At 66.1% G+C, this 23,784-nt stretch carries 21 protein-coding genes; 10 read left to right on the top strand and 11 right to left on the bottom strand.

Annotated elements, in window-relative coordinates; translation table 11 throughout:
* Window positions 1-55: 55 nt before the first annotated feature.
* Window positions 56-1,507: an NAD-dependent succinate-semialdehyde dehydrogenase gene (locus DQG17_RS20100; protein WP_116134669.1), complete on the bottom strand. Its 1,452-nt coding sequence runs from the start codon at window positions 1,505-1,507 to the stop codon at window positions 56-58.
* Between the two features lie 149 nt (window positions 1,508-1,656).
* Here DQG17_RS20100 and DQG17_RS20095 point away from each other — a divergent pair, with 149 nt between their 5' ends.
* Window positions 1,657-2,442, top strand: coding sequence for an IclR family transcriptional regulator (locus DQG17_RS20095; RefSeq protein ID WP_198666222.1), 786 nt, complete (start codon window positions 1,657-1,659; stop codon window positions 2,440-2,442).
* A gap of 10 nt (window positions 2,443-2,452) precedes the next feature.
* On the opposite strand, the gene DQG17_RS20090 is transcribed toward DQG17_RS20095, so the two are convergent.
* Complete coding sequence (locus DQG17_RS20090) at window positions 2,453-3,373, bottom strand: LysR family transcriptional regulator (protein WP_116134667.1); 921 nt, start codon at window positions 3,371-3,373, stop codon at window positions 2,453-2,455.
* Between the two features lie 118 nt (window positions 3,374-3,491).
* On the opposite strand from DQG17_RS20090, the gene DQG17_RS20085 reads away from it, so the two are divergent.
* The 9 genes from DQG17_RS20085 (at window position 3,492) to DQG17_RS20045 (ending at window position 12,117) form a co-directional block, all read left to right on the top strand.
* Complete coding sequence (locus DQG17_RS20085; protein WP_116134666.1) at window positions 3,492-4,691, top strand: acyl-CoA dehydrogenase; 1,200 nt, start codon at window positions 3,492-3,494, stop codon at window positions 4,689-4,691.
* Complete coding sequence (locus DQG17_RS20080) at window positions 4,688-5,848, top strand: CaiB/BaiF CoA-transferase family protein (RefSeq protein WP_116134665.1); 1,161 nt, start codon at window positions 4,688-4,690, stop codon at window positions 5,846-5,848. Before DQG17_RS20085 ends, DQG17_RS20080 begins: the two co-directional genes overlap by 4 nt.
* Before the next feature lie 237 nt (window positions 5,849-6,085).
* Entirely contained in the window at window positions 6,086-6,745 is a 660-nt protein-coding gene (locus DQG17_RS20075; RefSeq protein ID WP_116134664.1) for a phosphoribosyltransferase, read from the top strand.
* Window positions 6,746-7,024: 279 nt separating this feature from the next.
* Window positions 7,025-8,134, top strand: coding sequence for an ABC transporter substrate-binding protein (locus tag DQG17_RS20070; RefSeq protein WP_198666221.1), 1,110 nt, complete (start codon window positions 7,025-7,027; stop codon window positions 8,132-8,134).
* 75 nt (window positions 8,135-8,209) lie between these two features.
* Window positions 8,210-9,046, top strand: a complete 837-nt coding sequence (locus tag DQG17_RS20065) for an ABC transporter permease (RefSeq protein ID WP_116134662.1) — start codon at window positions 8,210-8,212, stop codon at window positions 9,044-9,046.
* A 15-nt stretch (window positions 9,047-9,061) separates the two neighbouring features.
* Window positions 9,062-9,763 carry an isochorismatase family protein gene (locus tag DQG17_RS20060; protein ID WP_116134661.1) on the top strand — a complete coding sequence of 234 codons (702 nt, stop codon included), beginning with the start codon at window positions 9,062-9,064 and terminating at the stop codon, window positions 9,761-9,763.
* Window positions 9,760-10,536, top strand: coding sequence for an ABC transporter ATP-binding protein (locus DQG17_RS20055; RefSeq protein WP_116134660.1), 777 nt, complete (start codon window positions 9,760-9,762; stop codon window positions 10,534-10,536). The genes DQG17_RS20060 and DQG17_RS20055 overlap by 4 nt, the downstream gene beginning before the upstream one ends.
* A gap of 3 nt (window positions 10,537-10,539) precedes the next feature.
* Complete coding sequence (locus tag DQG17_RS20050; protein WP_116134659.1) at window positions 10,540-11,256, top strand: GntR family transcriptional regulator; 717 nt, start codon at window positions 10,540-10,542, stop codon at window positions 11,254-11,256.
* A gap of 18 nt (window positions 11,257-11,274) precedes the next feature.
* The gene (locus DQG17_RS20045) at window positions 11,275-12,117 is read left to right on the top strand and encodes an alpha/beta hydrolase (protein WP_116134658.1); all 843 of its coding nucleotides are present in this window, start codon (window positions 11,275-11,277) and stop codon (window positions 12,115-12,117) included.
* A gap of 36 nt (window positions 12,118-12,153) precedes the next feature.
* Here the strand turns inward: DQG17_RS20045 and DQG17_RS20040 are convergent, their stop codons facing one another.
* From DQG17_RS20040 to DQG17_RS20000, 9 genes are all read right to left on the bottom strand, one after another.
* A complete protein-coding gene (locus DQG17_RS20040) occupies window positions 12,154-13,797 on the bottom strand; it encodes an alpha/beta-hydrolase family protein (RefSeq protein ID WP_116134657.1) in 1,644 nt (547 codons plus the stop codon).
* A 182-nt stretch (window positions 13,798-13,979) separates the two neighbouring features.
* Complete coding sequence (locus tag DQG17_RS20035; protein ID WP_116134656.1) at window positions 13,980-14,858, bottom strand: 2-oxo acid dehydrogenase subunit E2; 879 nt, start codon at window positions 14,856-14,858, stop codon at window positions 13,980-13,982.
* A 10-nt stretch (window positions 14,859-14,868) separates the two neighbouring features.
* Window positions 14,869-16,299, bottom strand: a complete 1,431-nt coding sequence (locus DQG17_RS20030; RefSeq protein ID WP_116134655.1) for an NAD-dependent succinate-semialdehyde dehydrogenase — start codon at window positions 16,297-16,299, stop codon at window positions 14,869-14,871.
* Window positions 16,300-16,314: 15 nt separating this feature from the next.
* On the bottom strand, window positions 16,315-17,604 hold the full coding sequence (locus tag DQG17_RS20025) for a biotin/lipoyl-containing protein (RefSeq protein ID WP_116134654.1): 1,290 nt from the start codon (window positions 17,602-17,604) through the stop codon (window positions 16,315-16,317).
* A complete protein-coding gene (locus DQG17_RS20020) occupies window positions 17,594-18,589 on the bottom strand; it encodes an alpha-ketoacid dehydrogenase subunit beta (protein ID WP_116134653.1) in 996 nt (331 codons plus the stop codon). The genes DQG17_RS20025 and DQG17_RS20020 overlap by 11 nt, the downstream gene beginning before the upstream one ends.
* A gap of 11 nt (window positions 18,590-18,600) precedes the next feature.
* Window positions 18,601-19,599, bottom strand: a complete 999-nt coding sequence (locus DQG17_RS20015; protein WP_116134652.1) for a thiamine pyrophosphate-dependent dehydrogenase E1 component subunit alpha — start codon at window positions 19,597-19,599, stop codon at window positions 18,601-18,603.
* Between the two features lie 91 nt (window positions 19,600-19,690).
* Complete coding sequence (locus DQG17_RS20010) at window positions 19,691-20,989, bottom strand: Xaa-Pro peptidase family protein (RefSeq protein WP_116134651.1); 1,299 nt, start codon at window positions 20,987-20,989, stop codon at window positions 19,691-19,693.
* A 63-nt stretch (window positions 20,990-21,052) separates the two neighbouring features.
* On the bottom strand, window positions 21,053-21,859 hold the full coding sequence (locus DQG17_RS20005) for an SDR family NAD(P)-dependent oxidoreductase (RefSeq protein ID WP_116134650.1): 807 nt from the start codon (window positions 21,857-21,859) through the stop codon (window positions 21,053-21,055).
* A 17-nt stretch (window positions 21,860-21,876) separates the two neighbouring features.
* Complete coding sequence (locus DQG17_RS20000; protein ID WP_116134649.1) at window positions 21,877-23,622, bottom strand: ABC transporter substrate-binding protein; 1,746 nt, start codon at window positions 23,620-23,622, stop codon at window positions 21,877-21,879.
* Between the last annotated feature and the right edge of the window lie 162 nt (window positions 23,623-23,784).

Here is a 23,784-nt window from a genome sequence, read left to right as displayed (position 1 = left end):
CCGCCTTCGGTGTCCGGGTTTGCGCCGCCTCGGTCAGGGACGGCGGCCCTCGCCGTCAGATCGACAGGCAGACGTATTTGATTTCGAGGTAATCCTCGATCCCGTACTTGGAGCCCTCGCGCCCGAGTCCGCTCGTCTTGATCCCGCCGAATGGCGCCTCGGCGGTCGAGACGAGGCCGGTGTTGATCCCGACCATGCCGTATTCCAGCGCCTCCATGACCCGGAACACCCGCGACAGGTTGCTGGAATAGAAATAGGACGCGAGGCCGAATTCGGTGTCGTTGGCCAGTGCCACGACCTCCTGCTCGGTCTCGAACCGGATGACGGCGGCGAGCGGGCCGAAGGTTTCCTCGCGCGAGACCCGCATCGCAGGGACGACACCGGTCAGCACGGTCGGTTCGAAGAACAGCGTGCCGTCGCCGATCCGGTTGCCGCCCGTCACGATCCGCGCGCCCAGGCCCACCGCGTCGTTCAGATGCGCCTCGACCTTTTCGACGGCGCGCAGGTCGATCAGGGGGCCAAGCTCGGTGCCGGGGGTGGCGCCATCGCCGACCTTCATCGCCGCAACCCTTTGGGCGAGCTTTTCGGTGAAGGCGTCGTGGATGCCCGCCTGGGCATAGATCCGGTTGGCGCAGACGCAGGTCTGGCCCGAATTGCGGAACTTTGCGATCAGCGCGCCCTCGACCGCGGCATCGAGGTCGGCATCGTCAAAGACGATGAAGGGCGCATTGCCGCCCAGCTCGAGGCTGAGCTTCTTGATGCCGGCTGCTGCCTGCGCCATCAGGATCTGCCCGACGCGGGTCGATCCGGTAAAGCTCAGTTTGCGCACGGTCGGGTTTTCGCAGAACTCCTGCCCGATTGCCGCCGCATCGGCCGCGGTGACGACGTTGAACACGCCTTTCGGCAGGCCGGCGCGCTGGCCGAGTTCCGCCATGGCCAGCGCCGACAACGGCGTCAGCTCGGATGGCCGGGCGACGAAGGTGCAGCCTGCGGCAAGGGCCGGGGCGACCTTGCGGGCGATCATTGCATTCGGAAAGTTCCACGGCGTGATCGAGGCGGCGACCCCGATCGGCTGTTTCAGCACCAGCAGGCGCTTGTCGGGCTGATGGCCGGGAATGGTATCGCCATAGATCCGGCGCCCTTCCTCGGCGAACCAGTCGAGGAAGGACGCGCCAAAGCCGATCTCGCCCTTCGCCTCGGCCAGCGGCTTGCCCATCTCGGCGGTCAGGATGCGGGCCAGATCCTCGGCGTTCTCGCGCATCAGCGCGGCCCAGCGGCGCAGGATGTCGGAGCGTTGCAGCGCGGTCTTCGCAGCCCAGCCGGGCTGGGCGGCGCGGGCCGCGACAATCGCGGTGCGGGCCGCTGCACGGTCGAGGTCGGCGACCTCGGCCACGGTCGCGCCGGTTGCCGGATTGACGATGGCCGTGCGCCGGGTCGAGCCGACCCAGTCGCCATCAATATGCGCGTCGACACGCAACAGGGATCGATCCTGCAGCCCTTCGATCATGGTGTCCTCCCTTGACCTTCCGGCCGGATTTGTGTTCAATATGCTGAACGGTGTTCGTGATTCCGAATATGGTACAGAGATGCAGAGCCTGTCAAACGAGGATTTTGGGGATACACTCACGATCCAGACAAGGCGCCGGGCGGACAGAGATGGCTGAAACGACGACGGACAAGCCGGCGGTCCCGGCACTTTCCCGCGGCAGCACGATCCTTGACATGGTCGCCGACGCGCCAGACATCCTGACCGTCTCGGAACTCGGGCGGCGGATGAAGCTGGCGAAAAGCTCGGTGCATTCGCTGTGCGCGACGCTGTGCGAGCTGGGGCTTCTGGTGCGCAATTCCGACCAGACCTTTGCCATCGGCCCCCATGTCATGCGATGGGCGCGGGCGTTTTCGCGACGCAGCGACGTCGCCGCCGAATTTGCCCGGATCTGGGACGAGAATACCGACAAGCTGCAGGGTGCCACGATCACGTTGTCGGTGCCCGACAGGAACGATGTCGTCTATATCGGCGCGCGCAATTCCAGCCGCACGCCGTGGTTCGAGTTCCAGGTCGGATCGCGCCTGCCGATGGCCTTCACCGCGACAGGCCAGGCCTTCATGAGCCGCATGGCGGATGCCGAGATCCGGCTGCGGTTCCGCGACGGCCTGCCCGAGCCGATGACCTCGCGGTCGCCCCGCACGCTCGATCAATTGCTGAAACTCGTCGCCGAGGCGCGTGCGCGCGGCTATTCGCGCGAGGACCAGAGCGTTTGCGAGGGCATGATCTGTTTCGGCGCGCCGGTGCTGAATGCCTCGAACACCGCGATTGCGGGCGTTGCCGTCAGCATGCCGGTCGATGACATCGACCCCGCGCGCGAGGCCGAGATCGTCGCCACGCTGAAGCGGATCGCGACGACCATCTCGCAACGGCTTGGCGCCGATATCGACGGTTGAGCGGGCCGGTTCAGCCCGACTGTTCACCCGACCTTTCGGCGGCAAAGTCGCGGCATTCGCCCGACAGCCAGTCGCGAAAGCATTCCAGCGGTGCCAACGGGTCGTTGCGCTCGGGCCAGGCCAGCCAATAGGACCCGGCGCCGGGGATCGACGGCGTCAGGATCGGGGCCAGCCGGTCCTCGCGGGTTTCCAGATCGGCCAGATAGTCGGGCAGCAGCGCGATGCCGAACCCCGAGATCGCCGACTGGATCATCATCGAGAACTGGTCCATCACCATCCCCGAAATCGGCCGCGCGGCAGCCCCCTGCCCCTGAAACCAGTCGTTCCAGGCGGTCGTCCGGCTTTCCAGCAGCAGCAGCGGCTCGGCCGCCAGATCCTCGGCCCGCACGATCGGGTGGCTGTCGAGGAAGGCCCGCGGCGCGCAGGCGGTATAGCGTTCGTCGAACAGTTTCAGATGCCGCGCGCCCGGCCAGTCCGCCTCGCCGAAATAGATCGCGGCATCGAACCCTTCGGCGTCAAAGACGAACCGCTTGACCCGGGTGGCAAGGTTGATCGACACGCCCGGGTTGCGGTCGAAGAAACCGCTGAGGCGCGGGGCAAGCCAGCGGGTGCCAAAGGTCGGCAGCACCGCGAGCGACAGCGTGCCGCCGCCCGGATTGGCGATCAGCCCCATTCCCGCCCGCTGGATCATGTCGAGCCCGAGCGCAATCTTGTCGCGATAGGCCAGCGCCGCCTCGGTCGGGACCAGCCGCTTGCGCCGGCGCAGAAACAGCACACAGCCGATCTGCTGTTCGAGGTTCTGCACCAGCCGGCTGACCGTGCTTTGGGTCAGGTTCAGCTCGTGGGCCGCCGCGGTGACCGACCCGCTGCGCACGACAGCCTCGAACGCCAGCAGCATACTGATCGAAGGCAGGAACCGCCGCTGCCGCACTTCATGCACTCCGCGAATGTTATCATGGATAGATACTGATTTTACGTCGAAGTTGAAAGGCAATATGAATGATACGACAGTGGCGCAGCCGCACCGCATCGCAAGAGGACAGAACCGGATGACATCGAAATCCGCCAAGGGGCAGCCCTTCGACTGGTCGGACCCGTTCCGGCTCGACAGCCAGTTGTCGGAAGAAGAGCGGATGATCCGCGAGACCGCCCATGCCTATGCGCAGGACAATCTGATGCGGCGGGTCGAAAATGCCTATCTGAACGAGACGACCGATCCCGAGATCTTTCGCGAGATGGGCGCGCTCGGTCTGCTTGGGGTGACGGTGCCCGAGGAATACGGCGGCGTCGGCGCCTCCTATGTCTCCTACGGCCTCGTTGCGCGCGAGATCGAGCGGGTCGATTCGGGCTATCGCTCGATGATGTCGGTGCAATCGAGCCTGGTGATGTACCCGATCCATGCCTATGGCTCGGAGGACCAGAAACGCAAATACCTGCCGGGCCTTGCCAGCGGGGCGCTGATCGGCTGTTTCGGGCTGACCGAACCCGATGCCGGATCGGACCCCGCGGGCATGCGCACCCGCGCGGTCCGGACCGAGGGCGGATACCGCCTGAACGGATCGAAGACCTGGATCTCGAACGCGCCGATCGCCGATGTCTTCGTGGTCTGGGCAAAGTCCGACGCCCATGACGGCAAGATCCGCGGCTTCGTGCTGGACAAGGGCATGAAGGGGCTGAGCGCACCCAAGATCGGCGGCAAGCTGTCCTTGCGCGCCTCGATCACCGGCCAGGTCGTGATGGAGGATGTCGAGGTCGGCGAAGACGCGCTGCTGCCCGATGCCCAAGGCATGGGCGGGCCGTTCGGCTGCCTCAACCGGGCGCGCTATGGCATTGCCTGGGGGGTGATGGGCGCGGCCGAGGATTGCTTTGCCCGCGCGCGGACCTATGGCCTTGAGCGCAAGCAGTTCGACCGCCCGCTCGCCGCGACCCAGCTTTACCAGAAGAAGCTCGCGGACATGGAGACCGAGATCGCGCTGGGGCTGCAGGCGGCGCTGCAGGTCGGGCGGCTGTTCGACGACGGCCGCTTTGCGCCCGAGATGATCAGCCTGATCAAGCGCAACAACTGCGGCAAGGCTCTCGATATCGCGCGGGCGGCGCGCGACATGCACGGCGGCAACGGCATCCAGATCGAATACCACGTCATGCGCCATGCCCAGAACCTTGAGACCGTGAACACCTATGAGGGCACCCACGACGTGCACGCGCTGATCCTCGGGCGCGCGATCACCGGCCTTTCGGCCTTCGCATGAGCTCTGACGCGCCGCTGGCCGGGCTGCGGGTGGTCGAGCTTGCCCGCATCCTCGCCGGCCCCTGGATCGGCCAGACGCTGGCCGATCTTGGCGCCGAGGTCATCAAGATCGAGGCGCCCGAGGGCGACGATACCCGCCGCTGGGGCCCGCCCTTCATCGACCGGCCGCTGCCGGGCGGCGGCACCGAACGGGTCGCGGCCTATTTCCACGCCGCCAACCGCGGCAAAAGCTCGGTCATCTGCGATTTCCGCGCGCCCGAGGATCTGGCGCGGCTCAAGGCGCTGATCGCCGGGGCCGACGTGGTGATCGAGAATTTCAGGGTGGGCGGCCTTGCGCGCCATGGCCTCGATTACGAAAGCCTTGCCGCCGACAACCCGGGCCTCGTCTATGCCTCCATCACCGGGTTCGGGCAGACCGGGCCGCGGGTGCGCCAGCCCGGCTATGATTTCCTGATTCAGGGCCTGTCGGGGATCATGGACCTGACCGGCGATCCGTCGGGCGAGCCGCAGAAGGTCGGTGTCGCCTGGATCGACATCTTCACCGGGCTTTACGGCGTCATCGCGGTGCAGGCGGCGCTGGCCGAACGCGCGCGGTCGGGGCGCGGCCAGCATCTCGATCTGGCGCTGTTCGATTGCGGGGTCGGCGTGCTGGCCAATCAGGCGGCGAATTATCTGCTGGGCGGGATCGTCCCGACCCGGCTTGGCAATGCGCATCCGAATATCGTGCCCTATCAGGTATTTCCCGCCTCCGACGGCCACCTTATCATCGCCTGCGGCAACGACCGGCAATTCGCGGCGCTCTGCGGATTTCTGCAGCTGGATGGTCTGGCCGCGGATCCGGCCTTTGCCACCAATCCCGCGCGGGTGGCGAACCGCGCAGCCCTCGGCCCGATGATTGCCGCCGCAACCGCCGCCCTGCCGCGGGCCGCGCTGATCGCGGGGCTCGAGGCCGCGGGCGTCCCGGCCGGGCCGATCAACACCGTGGCCGAGGCGCTTTCGGACCCGCAGATCGCCGCCCGCAGCCTGCAGATCGCCCCCGAGGGCATCGCGGGCCTGCGCACGCCGATCGGTTTCTCGCGCAGCCCCATGGTGCTCGACCGCGCCTCGCCGGCGCTCGGCAGTGGCGCATGGGCGTTCGGCGGGGATCGCGACGGTTGAGCCCGCCAGGGGCGCACCGAACGTCCCGCTGATTGTGGCCGGCGACACAGGCCTTGGCGCGCCATCGACGTTTGGCGGCGTGGTGCCGACGCCTCGGCGGGCGCAGGGATTCCTGTACGCGGCAGCGCGGCCGCCCCGATCCGCATTTACAACCGCCTCGTGATCTTGCGAAAAGGCGACTTGCCCGCCCCCGCGCCCGTGGGGCCTGGGACCGTGGCAACCCGAGGAGACAGGTGGATGCGACTTGATGTCTGGCAGGAGCTGCACAGCGACCTGCGTCCGGGCGTTCAGCCCGATCAGGAGACCTTTGCCGTGGCCCTGGGCGAACGGCAGATCCTGTTGCCGATCCGGGTGCTGCCCGAACAGGATCGCGCGGTGGTCTCGCTGATCCTGAACCAGGCATCGTTCCCGGTGCTCGATCTGCTGGCGGATCGGCTGACCGAGCAATTGTCGGCTTTCAATCCCGACGTGGTCGTGGCCGTCCCGACCCTTGGCCTGACGCTGGCCGAGGCGGTGGCGCGCCGGCTGGGCCATGCGCGGCTGGTCGCCTTGGGCTATTCGCGCAAGTTCTGGTACGACGACCGGCTGTCGCTGCCGCTGTCCTCGATCACCACGCCGGGCGGGGGAAAGCGGCTTTACATGGATCCGCACATGCTGCCGCTGTTGCGCGACAGCCGGGTGCTTGTCATCGACGACGTGTTGTCCTCGGGCGCCTCGATCCGCGCGGTGCTGAAGCTTCTGGCGCTGGCCGAAATCGAGCCGGTGGCCATCGGGGCCGCCATGCTGCAGGGCGAGGCCTGGGCCGACGCCACCGCCTGCCCCGTCATCGGCGCCTTCCGCACCCCGATCCTGATCCGGACGGATGGCGGATGGCAGCCCGAGCCGACGGCGCGCTGACCATCCCTGCCCAAGAACCCGACAAGGGCCGCGCAACCCTGCTGAAAGCGACAGCTTTCGCAGGTTCCCTGCCGCTGTGCCCGCCGCCGCGCCCTTCGGTGCTGGACATCCTTCGCCCGCGATTACAGGTCGTATAACGTATACGATTTGCACGACCACAGGTGAACTGGCCGGGATCCCTGCAGGATCGCGCGCGCCAGACAGGACAGAGCCGCCCGAGCCCCGGGGGGAGACAACAACCGCGAACCACTCGTTCGGACACACCACAGGGTATCAATGATGACCGACTCGAAGACTTCCAATCTGTCGCGGCGCCAGGCGTTGCTGCTGGGCACCGGCGCGCTGGCCGTGCCGATGCTGTCGCTGTCCACCCGGCCGCTTTGGGCGCAGGGGACCACCAAGGTCTCGCTGACCCTGCCCTGGGTCGCCAACGGATCGAACTATTGGCCGATGCTGGGCAAGGAGCTGGGGATCTATGCCGACAACGGCATCGACATCGAGGTGTCGCGCGGCTTCGGATCTGTCGCGGCGGCTCAGGCGGTGGCCAACAACCAGTTCGATTTCGGCGTCGTCTTTGCCAGCGGCACCATGCTGGCACAGGCGCGCGGACTGGACCTGATCGTGCTGGCGACGCTTTATTACGACGCCACCATGGGCATCGCCTCGCTGGCCGACAGCCCGATCAAGACGCCGAAGGATCTGGAAGGCCGCAAACTCGGCATGGTGCCGACCTCGGCCGAGGCGCCGTTCTGGCCGGCCTTTGCCGCCAAGGCGGGCATCGACGCCTCGAAGGTCGACGTCGTGCAGGTCGACAGCAAGGTCATCGAACGCACCATGCTGAACAAGCAGGTGGATGCGATCACCGCAATCGGCACCAGTTCGATCCCCAATATCGCCGCCGCCGGCGTCGACATGCGCTTCATGCTGTGGAGCGACTATGGTCTGGAGCTTTACGCCGCCCAGATCGTCACCCGCCGCGACGTCTATGAAAGCAACCCGGAGCTGTGCCAGAAGGTGGTCGACGCCACGCTGAGTTCCTTCGCCTACACCCTGAAAAAGCCCGGGGAATCGATCGAGCTGTTTGCCAAGATCGTCCCCGAGGTCGGCCTGACCGCCAACGGCCTGACCAGCGCCAGGATCTCGCAGGGCATCACCCAGCTTGTCACGCTCTGGCCCGAGGCGATGGACAACGCGATCGGCTATTCCGACCTGTCGAAGATCCCCGGCATGATCCAGAGCGTGCTGGATCTGGGCACGGTCGAGAACCCGGAAATGCCGCCGCTCGACCAGCTGATCACCAACGAATTCGTCGGCAACGTCAAACTGACCGCCGAGGAATGGGATGCGGTAAAGGCCAACAACGCCGACTACGCCAGGTATTTCGGCTAGGCCGGTCGCGGAGTGAATCCGAAAAGGGGACAGGGCAGCTGCGGCGGCTCTGTCCCCGAAGTTTGGGAGGAAGCCATGGGAAACAGTGCCAGCATCACCGCCGCCAGGGCAGGTGTCGTGTCCCCCGAACAGCGGGCCGAGGGGCGCCGGGCGGCCACCATGGCGGGCCTGCGCAAGGTCCTGCTGCCCGCCGGCACCGCAGGCGCGGCCCTGCTGATCTGGGAGGTGACGGTGCGGGTCCTGCAGATCCCGCCCGTGCTGCTGCCCGCGCCATCCGCGATCTGGGCCAAGCTTGACCAGTTGTTCCTGCCCCTGATCCTGAAGCATTCGATCCCGACCATCACCGAAAGCCTGATCGCCTTTGTCATCTCGACCGTGATCGGCATCGCGATTGCGGGTCTGCTGAGTTCCTCGCGGCTGCTGCGCGAGGCGCTTTATCCGAACGTGGTGTTCTTTCAGCTGATCCCGAAGATTGCGCTGGCGCCGCTGTTCATCGTCTGGCTCGGGATCGGCGCGGAATCGCGGCTGTCCTTCGCCGTCTTCATCAGCTTTTTCCCGGTCGTCATCGCGACGCTCGCCGGGCTCGACAATGTCGACAAGTCGCTGCTGCGGCTTTGCCGTGCCCTGCGCGCCAGCGAATGGCAGGTGTTTCGCGACGTGCGGCTGCCCTTCGCGCTGCCCTATATCTTCAGCGGCATGAAGATCGCCACGACATTCTCGATCATCGGCGTGATCGTGGGCGAGTTCATTACCTCGCAGGCGGGGCTTGGCTATCTGATCCTGTTCGCCTCGGCGCAGGCGGAAACCGAGCTGATCTTTGCCGCCATCACCGTGCTTTGCGTCTTTGGCCTCGTGTTCTATGGCGCGATCGCGCTGGCCGAAATCTATCTGCGCCGCCGCTTCGGCGCCTGACCCCCGGACCCTGCCATGACCCGTTCCCTGCCCATTCCCGCCCGTCCCGATCCGCTGAGCTGCGATCTCGACCGGACAGCGCTTGTCGTCATCGACATGCAGCATGCCTATCTGTCGAAGGGCGGCTATCTGGACCTTGTGGGGTTCGGCGTCGAGGGCGCGGACGCGGTGATCGCCCGGGTGACCCGGGTGATTGCCGCCGCGCGCGCGGCCGGGATCGCGATCTTCTACATGCAGAACGGCTTTGACCCGGAACTTGCCGAGGCGGGCCCCGAAACCTCGCCCGTGTGGCACAAATCGAACCCGCTGAAGTTCATGCGCGCCAATCCCGACTACCGCGGCAAGCTGATCACAAAGGGCAGTTGGGATTACCAGTTCGTCGACCAGATCCAGCCCGCACCGGGCGAGGTGGTGCTCCACAAGTCGCGTTACAGTGCCTTTTGCGGCACAAGGCTCGAACCGATGCTGCGGGGTCGGGGGATCAGCCATCTGATCGTCGCCGGGGTCAACACCAATGTCTGTGTGGAATCGACCATCCGCGACGGGTTTCACAACGAATTCTTCTGCATGATGGTGGCCGATGCGACGCTGCAAGCCGGCGACGAAACGATCTTCAACGCGACCTGCTATAACATCGAGAAATTCCTCGGCTGGGTCACAACCACCGACGAGGTCTGCGCGGCGCTGAACGCCGCCGCCCCGGAGACCCTGGAATGACCGCGGTTGCCGATTTTCTGACCCTGAACGGGGTCAGCAAGATCTATCGCTCGGGACGCTCCGAGGTGCACGCGGTCGAAAGCGCCGATTTCACCATCCCCTCGGGGCAGTTCCTGTCGATCCTCGGCCCCAGCGGCTGCGGGAAAAGCACGCTTCTGTCGATGATCGGCGGGCTGGAAACGCCGACCACCGGCCAGATCCGCATCGCCGGCAGCCCTGTCACCGCCCCGCGCGAGGACATGGGATACGTCTTTCAGGACGCCACCTTGCTGCCGTGGTTCACGGTGCTGAACAATGTGCTGTTCCCGGTGCGCCTGCGTCAGGGACGGACCAGCGCCTATCGCGAACGGGCGCGCGAACTGCTCGAGATGGTGGGGCTGTGGGATTTCCGCGACAAGCGCCCCGACGAGCTGTCGGGCGGGATGCGGCAGCGGGTGGCGATCTGCCGGGCGCTGATCACCGACCCCGACATCCTGTTGATGGACGAACCCTTCAGCGCGCTCGACGCGATCTCGCGCGACGAGATGAACGTGGCGCTGGCCTCGATCTGGGACAGGTTCCACAAGACCGCGGTCTTTGTCACCCACTCGATCCGCGAGGCCGTGTTCCTGTCGGACCGCATTCTGGTGATGAGCCGCCGCCCCTCGGCCATCTGCCATGACGTGACCGTGCCCTTCGGCCGGCCGCGCGCGGCGCAGATCGAACGCGACCCCGTTTTCGTGCAGCTTTGCAGCGATCTGCGCGACCAGATCGAAGAGGGGCACAGGGCCTGAGCCATGATTGACCCGCAGCAGCCCGACCCCTTTGCCAGACTGGCCGCCCGATGGGAGGCGCAGCGCCCGCAATCGAAGGTCGATGCCATCGTCGGGATCCTGCGCGACGCCATCGTCAGCGGCGAGCTTCCCCCCACCATGCCGCTGCGTCAGGACCCGCTGGCGCAACGTTTCGGGATCAGCAAGATCCCGCTGCGCGAGGCGCTGGCGCGGCTGGAGGCCGAGGGGTTCGTGGTGACCCACCCCGGCCGCGGCGCCTTCGTGACCGATCTGCGCGCCGAAAGCATCCGCGAGATCTTTCAGTTGCGCATCATGCTGGAAACCGAACTGCTGCGGGCGGCTGTGCCCATGATGACCGGCGCCGCCCTGACCGAAGCCGCGCGTCTGATCGAGCTGTTCGAAACCGCCCCGACCCGCGATCTGGGTCAGGTGAACTGGCAGATCCACAGCACGCTTTACGCGCCCTCGGGGCGCGAGCTGTCGCTGCAGATGCTGCAGGGGCTGCACAAGCATGCCGAACGCTATGTCCAGATCCACATGGGCGAGGTCGACACCGGGCGCGGATCGAACGACGAACACCGCGCCATTCTGGCCGCCTGCCGGCGCGGCGAGACGGCAGAGGCGGTCGAGATCCTGCGCGCCCATCTCGACGGGATCGGGCAGGCGATCTGCAGCCATTTCGAAATGTATCTGGCCAGCCGTGCCGGAGCCAAGGCCTAGGTCCTGAGGGAGACGCCGATGTCACGCTGGAGCGGGGAAATCCTCGAATACAACAACCAGAACGCCGTGCCGGATCACTACCGCTATTCCGCGGCCTGGCTCGACAACAGCGTCTTTGTGCGCAAGCACATGGCCTGCCTGACCGACATCCCCTATGGCCCGCATCTGCGCGAACGGCTGGATATCTTCCCCAGCGCGGTTCCGCAGGCGCCGGTTTTGGTGTTCATCCATGGCGGCTGGTTCCAGTTCCTCGACAAGGCCTCGCTCAGCCATGTGGCCGCGGCCTATGTGCAGGCCGGGATCACGGTCGTCACCATCTCCTATCCGCTGACGCCCGAGGCCGGGATCGAGCAGATCGTGGAAAGCGCCAGCCGCGCCCTGCTGTGGGTCCATCGCAATATCGCGGGTCACGGCGGCGATCCGGCGCGGATCTCGGTCGCCGGCCATTCGGCGGGCGGGCATCTGGCGCTGAGCCTCGGGTTCAGGGACTGGACCGGGGCGGCGGGACTGCCCGATCTGGTCAAGGGCTGCTTTCCGATCAGCGGGCTTTACGATCTGCAGCCGGTTTGCGAGACGATCTATAACGTGAAGATCGGGCTCGACCCTGCGACGGCGCTGCACCTCTCGCCGCTCGAACGGTTCGAGCGCGCGCCAGAGCGGCTGATCGCCAGCATCGGCGGCGACGAGATTTCGGGATTTCAGTGGCAGCACCGGATGCTGATGGACTTCTGCGCCGAACAGGGGCTGACGGCCCAGGGCTACATTGCCCCCGGGCGCAACCATTACTCGATTGTCGACGAGTTCTGCACCGCGAAAAGCCCGCTGTTCGCCGCGGTCGCGGGCGCGATCCTTCAGCGATAGCCCCGCGCGCCGCTGACCCACGATCCGGCAGCGCGGCTATTGTGCGAACACGCCCTCCAGCCGCGCGATGTCGGCTTCGCTCCACCCGGTCGGCTGGGTGACCTCGATCCAGGGGCGGATGTGATCCGAATAGGAATAGAGGTGGCCGTGCCCCATCGGCACCTTCAGCCCGACCGCCATGTCGAGCAGCAGTTGCAGGAAACTGACGCCAGGATACCACCGCAGGTCGGCCGAGACGTCCGGGCCCCGCGGCTTTGCCATCCATGCAGGCGCCCTGTAGAACGCCGTCGGTTCGAAAAAGACGATCGGATCGGAGGCATGTTGCAGATAGACGATCCGCAGCGGCCCCCAGGCGCCCTGATCGAGATCGGCGGCCGAGCCCGCGTTGGTGAACCGCACGAAGGCTCCATTCTCGAATTTCGGGCGCCATTCCGGCGTGCCCGGATTGCGTTCGTCGGTCAGCGACCGCCAGACCGGGCTGACAAAGGGCGGGCCGACCCAGAGCGCGCCGTCGATCGGATCGCCGATCACCTCGTGCAACTGGACCGATTGCTGCGAGCTGTAGGCGCCAAGGCTGATCCCATAGAGGTAGAAGCGCGGGCGCGCGTCCTTCGGAAGGGTGCGCCAATAGTTGTAGACCGTCCGAAACAGCTCCCGCCCGGCGTCGAGGCTGTAATCCGGTTCGACCAGCAGCGAGATGTAGCTGGTCAGATAGGAATACTGGATCGCCACCGTCGCCACGTCGCCGCGGTGCAGGTATTCGAGCGTGTCCATCGCCGCGGGGTCCATCCAGCCGGTGCCGGTTGGCACCGCGACGACCAGGACCGACCGCTCGAAGGCGCCGACCCGCTTCATCTCCTCCAGCGCCAGTTCGGCCTGCGCCTCAAAGCCGTCGGCCGAATTGAGCCCGACATAGATACGGATCGGCTCCATCGCCTCGGCGCCGGTGAAATCGGCAATTTCGGCCTGCGTCGGGCCGCCCGTCACAAACGCCCGTCCGGCCTTGCCAAGATCGTCCCAATCGAGCAGCGAGGCGGTGCTGCCGGCGATGTCGGGGTCTTCGGGGCGCGGGATGGTCGGGTCGATCAGCGCATCGAGCGCCTCGAACGAGGCATCGGCCGAGCGCAGCAATCCGCGCAGCAACACCCCGTCGATCACCCCGGCAAAGACGACAAACGCAAGCACCGCGCCCACGAAACCGGCAATGCGGGGCGGAACGAACCGGTCGAGCCACCAGTAGAACATCTGGGCCAGCACCAGAAACAGCCGGCCGATCAGGATCAGCAGGATCGCGACAAGCACCGCAATCGCGGCCACCTTCAGCGGATCGCCGGTTTCGAGCGGCGGCATCTGCATCAGCTCGCGGATCGAGTTCTGCCATCCCGCGGCCTTCCACAGGAACACCAGAACCAGCAGCCCTGCCGCCGCCGCCGCGACCCAGGTCGCCTGCTGGCGCAACCGATGCCGTGCCATCGGCAGACCGAGGTATTCCCAAAGCCAGAGCAGCAGCACGCCGATGCCATAGCCGAGCGCAAAGGCGACGCCCCCCAGCACGCCCTGCAGCAGATAGGGACGCGGAATGAGCGAGGGCGTCAGCGAGGCGGCAAAGAACGCCGCCCCGATCAGCAATCCGAGGCCCGAGAAGTATCGCCAGATCCCGAACCTTGCGCTGTCAGCCATTCTCGCACCTCCCCGGTCTGGCGCTGACATCCAGATGGTTCACCCCGGTCGGAGGACAGGATCAGCGCCTTTTCACCAACCAGATGACTTCACCGAAGTGCCCTTATGTCAACCGTGACGCGAGCCGCCGCCGGGGTCCGGTGGCGGCTGCATCACAGTCCGGTGCCGGCCTGCAACGCCTGCTAGATCAGCATCCGGAGGGGCTCGGCCAGGAAGTGGGCGAAGCCGACCATGAACCGCGCCGCCTCGGCGCCGTTGATGACCCTGTGGTCATAGGACAGATCGAGCGGCACCATCGCAACCGGCCTGAACCCGTCGCCATCCCACATGGGGCGCACTTCCGTGCGGGTGATGCCAAGAATGGCAACCTCGGGCGGGTTGACGATGGGGGTGAACCCGGTGCCGCCGATCCCGCCGAGGTTCGTGACGGTGATCGAGGCGCCACCCATCTCCTCGGGCCGCACCTTGCGATCCTGCGCCCGCGCGGCAAGATCGGCGATCTCGGCGGCGATCTGCCACAGCCCCTTGCGGTCGGCATCCCGGACCACCGGCACCATCAGCCCATGCGCCGTATCGACGGCGATCCCGATGTGAACATAGTCCTTCAGGATCAGCGTCTTGGCATCCGCACTGAGCGAGGCGTTGAAGCGTGGAAAATCGCGCAGCGAGCGGGCCAGCGCCTTGACGTGAAACGCAAGCGCGGTCAGCTTGACGCCGCGCGCCCGCGCCTCGGGCTTCAGCTCGGCCCGAAACGCCTCGACCGCGGTGACATCGGCGTGGTCGTGATGCGTCACCGCCGGGATCAGCGCCTGCGCCGCCGCAAGGTTCCGCGCCGCCACCTGCGCGAAACGGCTCAACGGTTCCTCGCGCACCGGCCCGTAATGCCCGTGATCGACCTCCCAGAAGGATCTGTCGCCCGCGGGCGCGGCCGCGGACGGCCCGCGTTCCAGATCCTCGCGGGCGATGGTCGTGCGGTCCAGATCCTTTGCGAGCTGTGCGATGTCGACCCCCATGCGGCCGGCAAGCGCGCGGACCGAGGGTGAAGCGATGACCTCTGACATTGTCGCCCCCTTACCAGCTGGCCGAAATATACTGGGTTTCCATGAATTCGAGCATCCCCTCGTGCCCGCCCTCGCGGCCGAGACCCGATTGCTTGGTGCCGCCGAAGGGCGCCGCCGGGTCGCTGACAAGGCCGCGGTTCAGCCCGACCATCCCATAGTCGAGCCGTTCGCAGACCTGCAGCGCGCGCTTCATGTCCTGGCTGAAGACATAGGCCACAAGCCCGTATTCGGTGTCATTGGCGCGCGCGATGACGTCCTGCTGATCGACAAAGGTCTGGATCGCGGCAACCGGGCCGAAGATCTCGTCATGCACGCAATCCGCGGTTTCGGGCACATGGGTCAGAACGGTCGGCGGATAGAAATATCCCTTTCCCTCCGGCACTTGGCCCCCGACGACGATGTTCGCGCCCCGGCTGACCGCATCCGCGACAAAGGCCGCAACCTTGTCGCGGGTGTCGGCGTTGACCAAGGGGCCGACATCGACCGAGGGGTCGGTGCCGTCGCCGACCTTCAGCGCCGCCATGCGATCCGCGAACCGGCGCGTGAATTCCTCTGCCACCGCCTCATGGACATAGATCCGGTTGGCCGCGGTGCAGGCCTCGCCAAGGTTGCGCATCTTGGCCAGCATCGCGCCCTCGACCGCGACCTCCAGATCGGCGTCTTCGAACACGATCAGCGGGGCGTTGCCGCCAAGCTCCATCGCCGGCTTCAGCACCTGATCGGCGGCGGCGTGCAGCAGTTTGCGGCCGACGGCGGTCGATCCGGTAAAGGACACCACGCGCACCCGCGGGTCGTGCAGCATGTGATCGACAAGCGGACCGGCGCTGCGGGTCGGCAGAACGTTGACGAGCCCCGGTGGCACGCCCGCCTCCGCCAGCAGCGGCATCAGCGCCAGCATGGTCAGCGGCGTCTCGGCGGCGGGCTTGACGATCACCGCGCAGCCGGCGGCAAGGGCTGGCGCGATCTTGCGCGTGCCCATGGCGGCGGGATAGTTCCAGGGCGTGACCAGCACGGCGATGCCGGCCGGTTTGTGCTGCACCAGGATCCGGGCACCCGACGCCGGCGCATGGGTCACCATCCCGTCGGCGCGCACCGCCTCTTCGGCGAACCAGCGGAAGAATTCAGCGGCATAGGTGGCCTCGCCCTTCGCATCGACCCCGGCCTTGCCGTTTTCGAGCGTGATCAGGTGGGCGAAGTGATCGAGCCGCGCGGTCATCAGCTCCCACGCCTTGCGCAGCACTTCGGAGCGTTGGCGCGGGGTCTGGGCGGCCCAGTCCTTCATCGCCGCCTCGGCGGCGTCGAGGGCGGCATCGGCATCCGCGATCTCGGCCGAGGCGACCGAGGCGATGGGGGCTTCGGTTGCCGGGTTCAGCACGTCGAACCGCTGGCCATTGGCGCCGTTGCGCCATTCGCCGTTGATGTAGAGATCGGTAAAGTCCATTCGGGCCTCCAGGGGTCAGAGCAGGTGGCGGAGCGGCTGCTCCATCCGGCCCGCGAATTCAGACAGCAGGGACAAGGCCTCTGCCGGTGTCAGATGGTGGCTGGCGCATTCGAGGGTCAGCGACAGGCCCGCGCCCGCGCGAACGAGGGTCAGAACGGGGCATGGCTCGGCGCCCAGATGCACGCTGCCGATCCGGCTGAACCGAAGGTCGCGCAGGTGCAGATCGGGGGCAGCGTCAGGATCGGCCGGGGTGACGGCGCCAAAGCCGCCCGCGGGCACCGCAAAGCTGAGGATCCGGCCGAATGCCTCGACGGCGACAATGGCCCCGTCGCGGGACAGGCTCGCCCCGGCAAGTCCGGCCAGCAGCGCGGCTTCGTCCTTAAGCCCGGCCTGCCCGGCCGCCCAGCCGGCGAAGTCCGTGAAGCCTTCGGACGGGATCTCGGCCGTCAGGCGCCGCGCGGCCGCCTGCGCCGGTGTCTGTGTCTGTGCCGCCTCGACCGGAAGCGCGCGCAGCACCTCCAGATCCTTGACATGGAAGGGCTGCGGATGGCCCGCGGCAACCAGCCGCGCGAGGTCGAGCCCCTGTTCCAGCGCCAGCCGCCGCGCCTTGGGCGAGGCAAGGATGCGGCCGTCGTCGCGGGGCGCTGTGGCGGGCCGGGCCACGGGCGGCTCGGCGACCGGGGGTTTCGGCGGGGCCTCGGCCGGCGCGACCGGAGTTGTCTCAGGCGCGGCAGAGCGGGCAAAGCGGCGGGCAATTGGCGAAGCGGGCGCTTTTTCCGCGATGATCGCAATGGTCTCGCCGACAGGGATGTCTTCGCCGGCCTCAGCCAGCAGGGCGGCGACAAAGCCGTCGACCCCGGCTGCGACCTCGACCGTGCTCTTGTCGGTCTCGACCTCGAACAGCACGTCATCGGCCGCGACCGCATCCCCCGGCGCCTTGTGCCAGGCAACGATCAGCCCGCTGTCCTGTGCCATGCCGAGCGTCGGCATGATGACCCCCTGCCCCTCCGGCAGATCCGCGTCCGGTTCGGCAGCCGCGGGCGCCGCGGCCGTCCCGCTGTCCTCGGGCGTCGCCGAGATCCGGGCGATCACCTGACCGACCGGAACATCCTCGCCCGCGGACGAGGCGACATCGGTCAGATAGCCATTGGCCTCGGCCGCGACCTCCATCGTCGCCTTGTCGGTCTCGACCTCGAACAACACGTCGCCCTCGGCCACCGCGTCGCCCGGCGCCTTGTGCCAGGCGACGATCAGGCCGGTGTCCTGCGCCATTCCAAGCGCCGGCATGATGACGTCACGCGGCATGGATCAGCTCCCCGCGCACCAGCTTGCGCGCGTTCTCTGCGACCCCCTCGGGCGTCGGCACCGTGATGTCCTCGAGTGCCGGGCTGAACGGCACCGGCACATCCATCGCGCCCATGCGCAGCACCGGCGCGTCGAGGTGATAGAACGCCTTCTCGTTGATCCGGCTCGCGATCTCGGCGGTCACGCCAAAGCTTTGATGACCCTCGTCCACCACGATCACCCGGCTTGTCTTGCGCGCCGAGGCAAGCAGCGCCGCCTCGTCGAGCGGAACGATGGTGCGCGGGTCGATGACCTCGGCCGAGATGCCCTCGGCGGCCAGAATATCGGCGGCCTTCGCGCAGACCTGCACCATCGAGGAGGTGCCGATCAGCGTGATGTCAGCCCCCTCGCGCAGCACATTCGCGACGCCGAAGGGGATCAGGTATTCCTCTTCCGGCACCGGGGCCTTGTCCTGATACATCAGCTTGTCTTCGAAGATCACGACCGGGTTGTTGTCGCGGATCGCGGTCTTCATCAGCCCCTTGGCCTCATAGGCCGAGGATGGCAGCGCAACCTTCAGCCCCGGGATATGGGCCACCAGCGCGTGCAGGCTTTGACTGTGCTGGGCGGCCGACCGCCGGGTGGCGCCAAGGTTGGTGCGCAGCACCAGCGGCACGCTCAGCTTGCCGCCCGACATGTAATGCGTCTTGGCCGCCTGATTGCAGAGCTGGTCCATCACCAGATAGATGAAATCGCCGAACATCAGGTCGACGACCGGGCGCGTGCCGGTCATCGCGGCACCGACCGCGATGCCCATGAAGCCCGGTTCGGCAATCGGGGTATCGACGACGCGGCTTGTGCCGAATTCCTCGACCAGACCGCTCAATACCTTGAAGGGCGTGCCGGCCTCGGCCACGTCCTCGCCGATGATGAACACGGTCTCGTCGCGGCGCATTTCCTCGGCCAGCGCCTCGTTCACGGCCTGCGACAGGGTGATCTCTCTCATGGTCATTCTCCTCAGGCCAGCGCGTGTTCGACATCGGTGAACACGTGCATGTCGACCTCGCTGACATCGGGGTATTTCGCGGCGAGCGCGTATTGGACGGCGGCAGAGGCATCCTCCTTGATCTCGGCGTTCATCGCCTCGATCTCGTCCTCGGAGGCGACGCCTTCGCTGACCAGCCAGCCGCGGAACCGCACGATCGGGTCGCGGTTTTCCTTCCAGTCCTTTTCCTCGTCCTTCGAGCGGTAGTATTCCCGGTTGATGTCGCCGACATGGTGCCCGTGATAGCGATAGGTCTTGAGTTCGATGAAGAACGGCCCCTCGCCCTTGCGGGCGCGCGCAACCAGACCGTCGGTCAGGGCATTCACGGCCAGAACGTCCTGTCCGTCGACCTGATGGGCCTCGATCCCGAACGCCTCGGCGCGGGCGGTGATCGAGCCTGCGGCAATCTCCTCGGTGCGGGTGTATTCGGAATAGCCGTTGTTCTCGCAGGCATAGATCACGGGCAGCTTCCAGAGGGCTGCCATGTTCATGACCTCGTACCAAAGGCCCTGCGCGGTGGCGCCGTCGCCGAAAAAGCAGACCGTCACGTCGTCCTTGCCGAGCAGCTTGGCCGAAAATGCCGCCCCCGTCGCGATCCCCATCGAGCCGCCGACAATGGCGTTGGCGCCAAGGTTGCCGTTCGACTGGTCGGCGATATGCATCGATCCGCCCTTGCCGCGGCAATAGCCCTCTTCCTTCCCCAGCAACTCGCAGAACATCGCCTTGAAATCGGCGCCCTTGGCGACGCAATGGCCGTGGCCGCGGTGGGTCGAGGTGACCTTGTCGGTGACGCGAAGCGCCTCGCAGATCCCGACCGCCACGGCCTCCTCGCCCGAATACATGTGGGTCAGCCCCGGCATCTTGGCGGAGAGGTAAAGCTGGTTCGCGTTGTCCTCGAAGGTGCGGATGCGCACCATCTGGCGATACATGCGCAGGTAGTCTTCCGCGTTCTGCTTCGGCGCTTTGGCCATCTTGTCCTCCTGCGGGGGACAAAGGCCCCCTCCATTCTTCTTGCGATCCGGGTGTCCTGTCCTGCCGGGGACATACCCCGACAGGGCAGTTTCAATAGCGGTTGGCGATCGGCAGATCCTCGGCCGGGAACAGCGAGATCACCTCGCAGCCCTTGTCGGTCACGACGACCTCCTCCTCGATCCGCGCGGCGGAATAACCGTCGGCCGCCGGGCAATAGGTTTCGAGCGCAAAGACCATGCCGGTCTGGATCTCCATCGGGTTTTCCAGGCTGACGGCGCGGCTGATGATCGGGCGTTCGTGCAGGGCAAGGCCAAGACCATGGCCGAACTGCAGGCCAAAGGCGCTGAGTTCGTCCGGGAAGCCGAATTCCTCGGCCCTGGGCCAGGCCTTTGCCACCACATCGGTGGTGACGCCGGGCCGGATCAGCGCGATCGAGGCGTCGATCCATTCCCGCGCCTTCACATAGGCATCGTTCTGCACCGGGGTCGCGCGCCCGATGTTGAAGGTCCGGTAGTAACAGGTGCGATAGCCCTGATAGCTTTGCAGGATATCGAAGAACGCCTGATCGCCGGGGCGGAAATACCGGTCGGTAAAGTTGTGCGGATGCGGATTGCAGCGCTCGCCCGAGATCGCGTTGATCGCCTCGACGTCGTCCGAGCCCATTTCATAAAGCATCTTGTTCGACAGCGCGACGATGTCGTTTTCCCGGATGCCCGGCTTCAGCTCTTCATAGATCATGTGATAGACGCCATCGACCATGGCGGCGGCCTGGGTCAGCAACTGGATCTCGTCCCAGTTCTTGATCTCGCGGGCCGACAGCATGATCTGCTGGCCATCGACGACATTCAGCCCCGCCTCTTTCAGGGCATGGAACATCGCGGTTTCGGCGTAGTCGACGCCGACCGGCATGTCGATCATGCCCGCGTCGCGGATCAGGCCGGCGATTTCCTCGGCGTATTTCTTCATCAGCCCGAACGAGGGCGGGATGGTGCCGCGCATGCCGACAACGCCCGCCCGGCAGTGGTCGGGGACCAGCCAGTCGGAGAATTTCCGGTGGTGGACCGCGGCCGAGCCGAAATCCCAGACATAGGGCGCATCATCGCCGGTCAGCAGGCAGAAGCGGCACATCTTGTCCCGCTCCCACTCGCCGATCTTGGTGGCCGAGACATAGCGGATGTTGTTGACGTCAAAAAGCAGCAGCGTACCGCAATCGCTGGCCTGCAGCGCCCTGCGGGTGCGCGACAGCCGATAGCGGCGCAGCCGGTCATGGTCGATCCGGCGTTCGAAATCGACCGATGAGTGGCCCCAGGCGGGCAGCCGCCCCTCCCAGTTCCAGTGCGGTTCGAGGTCCTGTGGGCTGAGGATGTTCGGGGTAAGGGCGCGGGACATGATTCCTCCTTCAGGCGGAGGATCCCCGCCCGTTACGCGTTGAGTTTTGTGAAGTTCAGCGGGCTACTGGATGCACCAGCCGCCGTCGATGTGCAGCATCTGGCCGGTCATGTAGTCGCTGTCGTGGCTGACGAGGAAAGCCGCCGTGCCCTTGATGTCGTCGGGATAGGACACCCGCTTGATCTTCAGTTCGCTGTTGACGATGTCTTCATAGGCCTGGCCCTTCCGCTCCTTGAACCCGATGTCGACGAGGTCCTTGTCGAGCTGTTCCCACAGCGGGGTCACGACGACGCCCGGGGCATATCCGTTGACGGTGATGTTGTGTTCGGCCAGCGACACGGCCCCGCAATGGGTCAGCGCAAGGCAGCCGTATTTCGAGGTGCAATAGACCGTGACGTCGATCAGCGGCTTGCGCGAGGCGATGGAGCCGACGTTGATCAGCTTGTAGACATGCTCCTGCGGGCCCTGCGCGATCATCTGGCGCGCCACCTCCTGCATGCCAAGCCACATCGCCTTGGTGTTGACGGTCATGATCAGGTCCCAGTTGGGCTCGTCGATGTCCATGAAAAACCGCGGCTTGTTCAGACCGGCGTTGAAGATGCCGACGTTGATCATGCCGAAGGCGTCGACCGTGGCTGCGACCGCGGCGGCGTTATCCTCGCGCCTGGTCACATCCATCTTGACGGCAATCGCCTTGCCGTTGCCGCGCGCGTTGATGCCGTCGGCGACGCTTTGCGCCATGTCGAGGTCGAGATCGCCAAGGCACACGTTCGCGCCCTGTTCGGCAAAATGTTCGGCATTGGTTGCACCCATGCCGCGGGCGGCACCGGTGATCAGGATGTTTTTGCCCTCAAGGCGATTGGGGTCCATGGCTGTCTCCTCGATTGTCACGAATACCGTCTGGGTTTGATAAGCCTGTCGGCCCGGTCCTGGGCGCGTCGCAGGGCCTGCTTCGGGGTCGCGGTCCCGCGCAGCATGTCGTGGAATTCCTCGCCGCAGATCTGGATGATGTCGCAGATCTCGGGCACCGGCGGGCGCGGCCAGAATTGCAGCTCGTCGCGCCAGGACATCTGGTCCACCGCCTCGAAGATCGGCGAGGCGCGGCTGACATCGGGGTCGGCCGCCACGGAATACCGCGGGTTGGTCCGGCTGCCGTTCTGGATGTAAAGTTTCTGTGCCTGCGGCGAGGTGAAGACCAGCAGCGCCTCGACCGCCGCCTGCACCCGGTCTGGCGGCAGATTGGCGGGGATGCCCATGACATAACCGCCGACAGGTGCCAGAGGTGCGGCATCGGGGCCGGCGGGATGCGGCAGGTAACCGGTCTGGCCACAGGCGGGCGAGGATTGGTCCAGCTCGAAATAGGGCGCAAGCAGGGTATAGCCATAGGCGATGGCGACGTTGCCCGCGGCATAGGGCCGGACCCGTTCGTACCAGGACATCGACAGGATGTCGGGCGGCGAATAGTTGAGCAGCTCCATCATGTATTCGGCGGCTCTGAGGCCCCTTTCGGTGTCGATGGTCGCGCGATAGCCGCCCTCGGCAAGACGATCGGTATCGAATCCCCCGGCGATCTTCGGAAGATCGAGCACCGGCTGGCCGAAATCGGCCATGGTCATCAGGACGGTATGGCCCAGTGCCGTGCCACGCGCCGCATTCCAGGCAATGCCGTATCGGCCCCGGTTGGGCTCATAGAAGGTTCGGGCGGCCTGCAGCAGCGCGTCGGTCGTCGCGGGGGGTTCCAGCCCGGCCTCGGCAAACAGATCCTTGCGATAGAACAGCAGCTCGGGCGTCGTCTGTGCCGGCACGCCATAGGGCCGGCCGCCCCAATGCGCCGCCTTCCAGCCGGCGGTGTGAAAATCCGCCGGATCGAGGCGGGCGACATCCATCGCCTCGTCGAGCGGCATCAGCACGCCGCGTTCGGCGAATTCGCCCACCCAGGGCAGATCGAGCGCCACGATGTCATAGCGGCTGGCCGGACGCTCGGCGTTGCGGATCGCCTCGTCGCGCAGCCGGTCGATGGAAAAGGCGCGCTGATGGATCTGGGCGCCGATGACCTGTTCGAACTGCCGCTTGAGCGTGTCCATGACCATGAAGGTCGGATCGCCATGCACCAGAACCCGGATCCCGCCCTGCACGGTCAGCGGCTGCGGCAGCACCTGCAGCGGCGGGATCGACTGCGCCGTCATGTAGGAGCCGCCGAAATAGTAATCCTGCCCGGCGGCCGACTGGCCGCGGCCGAACTGGGTTTCGGCCAGACGGCGCAGCCGGTCGGACAGCTGCATCCATTGATCCAGCAGCGCCTGGCTGGGATGCAGCGAAAAGGTCTTGCCGGTCTTGGTGCGCGGGCGTTGTTCGACGAGCCCCGCATCCATCATTTCCTTCAGCCGCCGGTTGCCGCTGGCATAGGGCACGTGGCTTGCCGCGATCAGCGAGGTCGGCGTCACGACCTTGCCCTCGAGATGCCCGCGCACCAGGTGCAGGGCCATCCGGATGACCGGATTGGGCGTCATCAGGTCGATCGTCCCCTCAAGCTCGTCGCCGAATTTCTCCAGAAAGGATATGGTCTGGAGAATCTCGGCATTCGCCTGCGGCGGGGCCAACGGGGCCTGCGTATGCGATCCCAACACGTTCATTCGTCGATCCTGCGCCCCTCTCTCGCTGTGCGGCGGTCGTCCCGCCGAAGTTTCCGTTCTGGATTTTTTCGTGCCGGACATTGCGCCGCTCCCCCGAAAGATGCTCAAGATGTCCCCACAAACGTACAGGGAATTTATCCGGATCGGATCAAAATTTATCCA

The organism is Tropicimonas sp. IMCC34043, from assembly GCF_003390845.1.
Lineage (GTDB): Bacteria > Pseudomonadota > Alphaproteobacteria > Rhodobacterales > Rhodobacteraceae > Tropicimonas.
The sequence above is the reverse complement of the archived record's forward strand: the minus strand, read 5'-3'. Positions and strand labels throughout refer to the sequence as shown.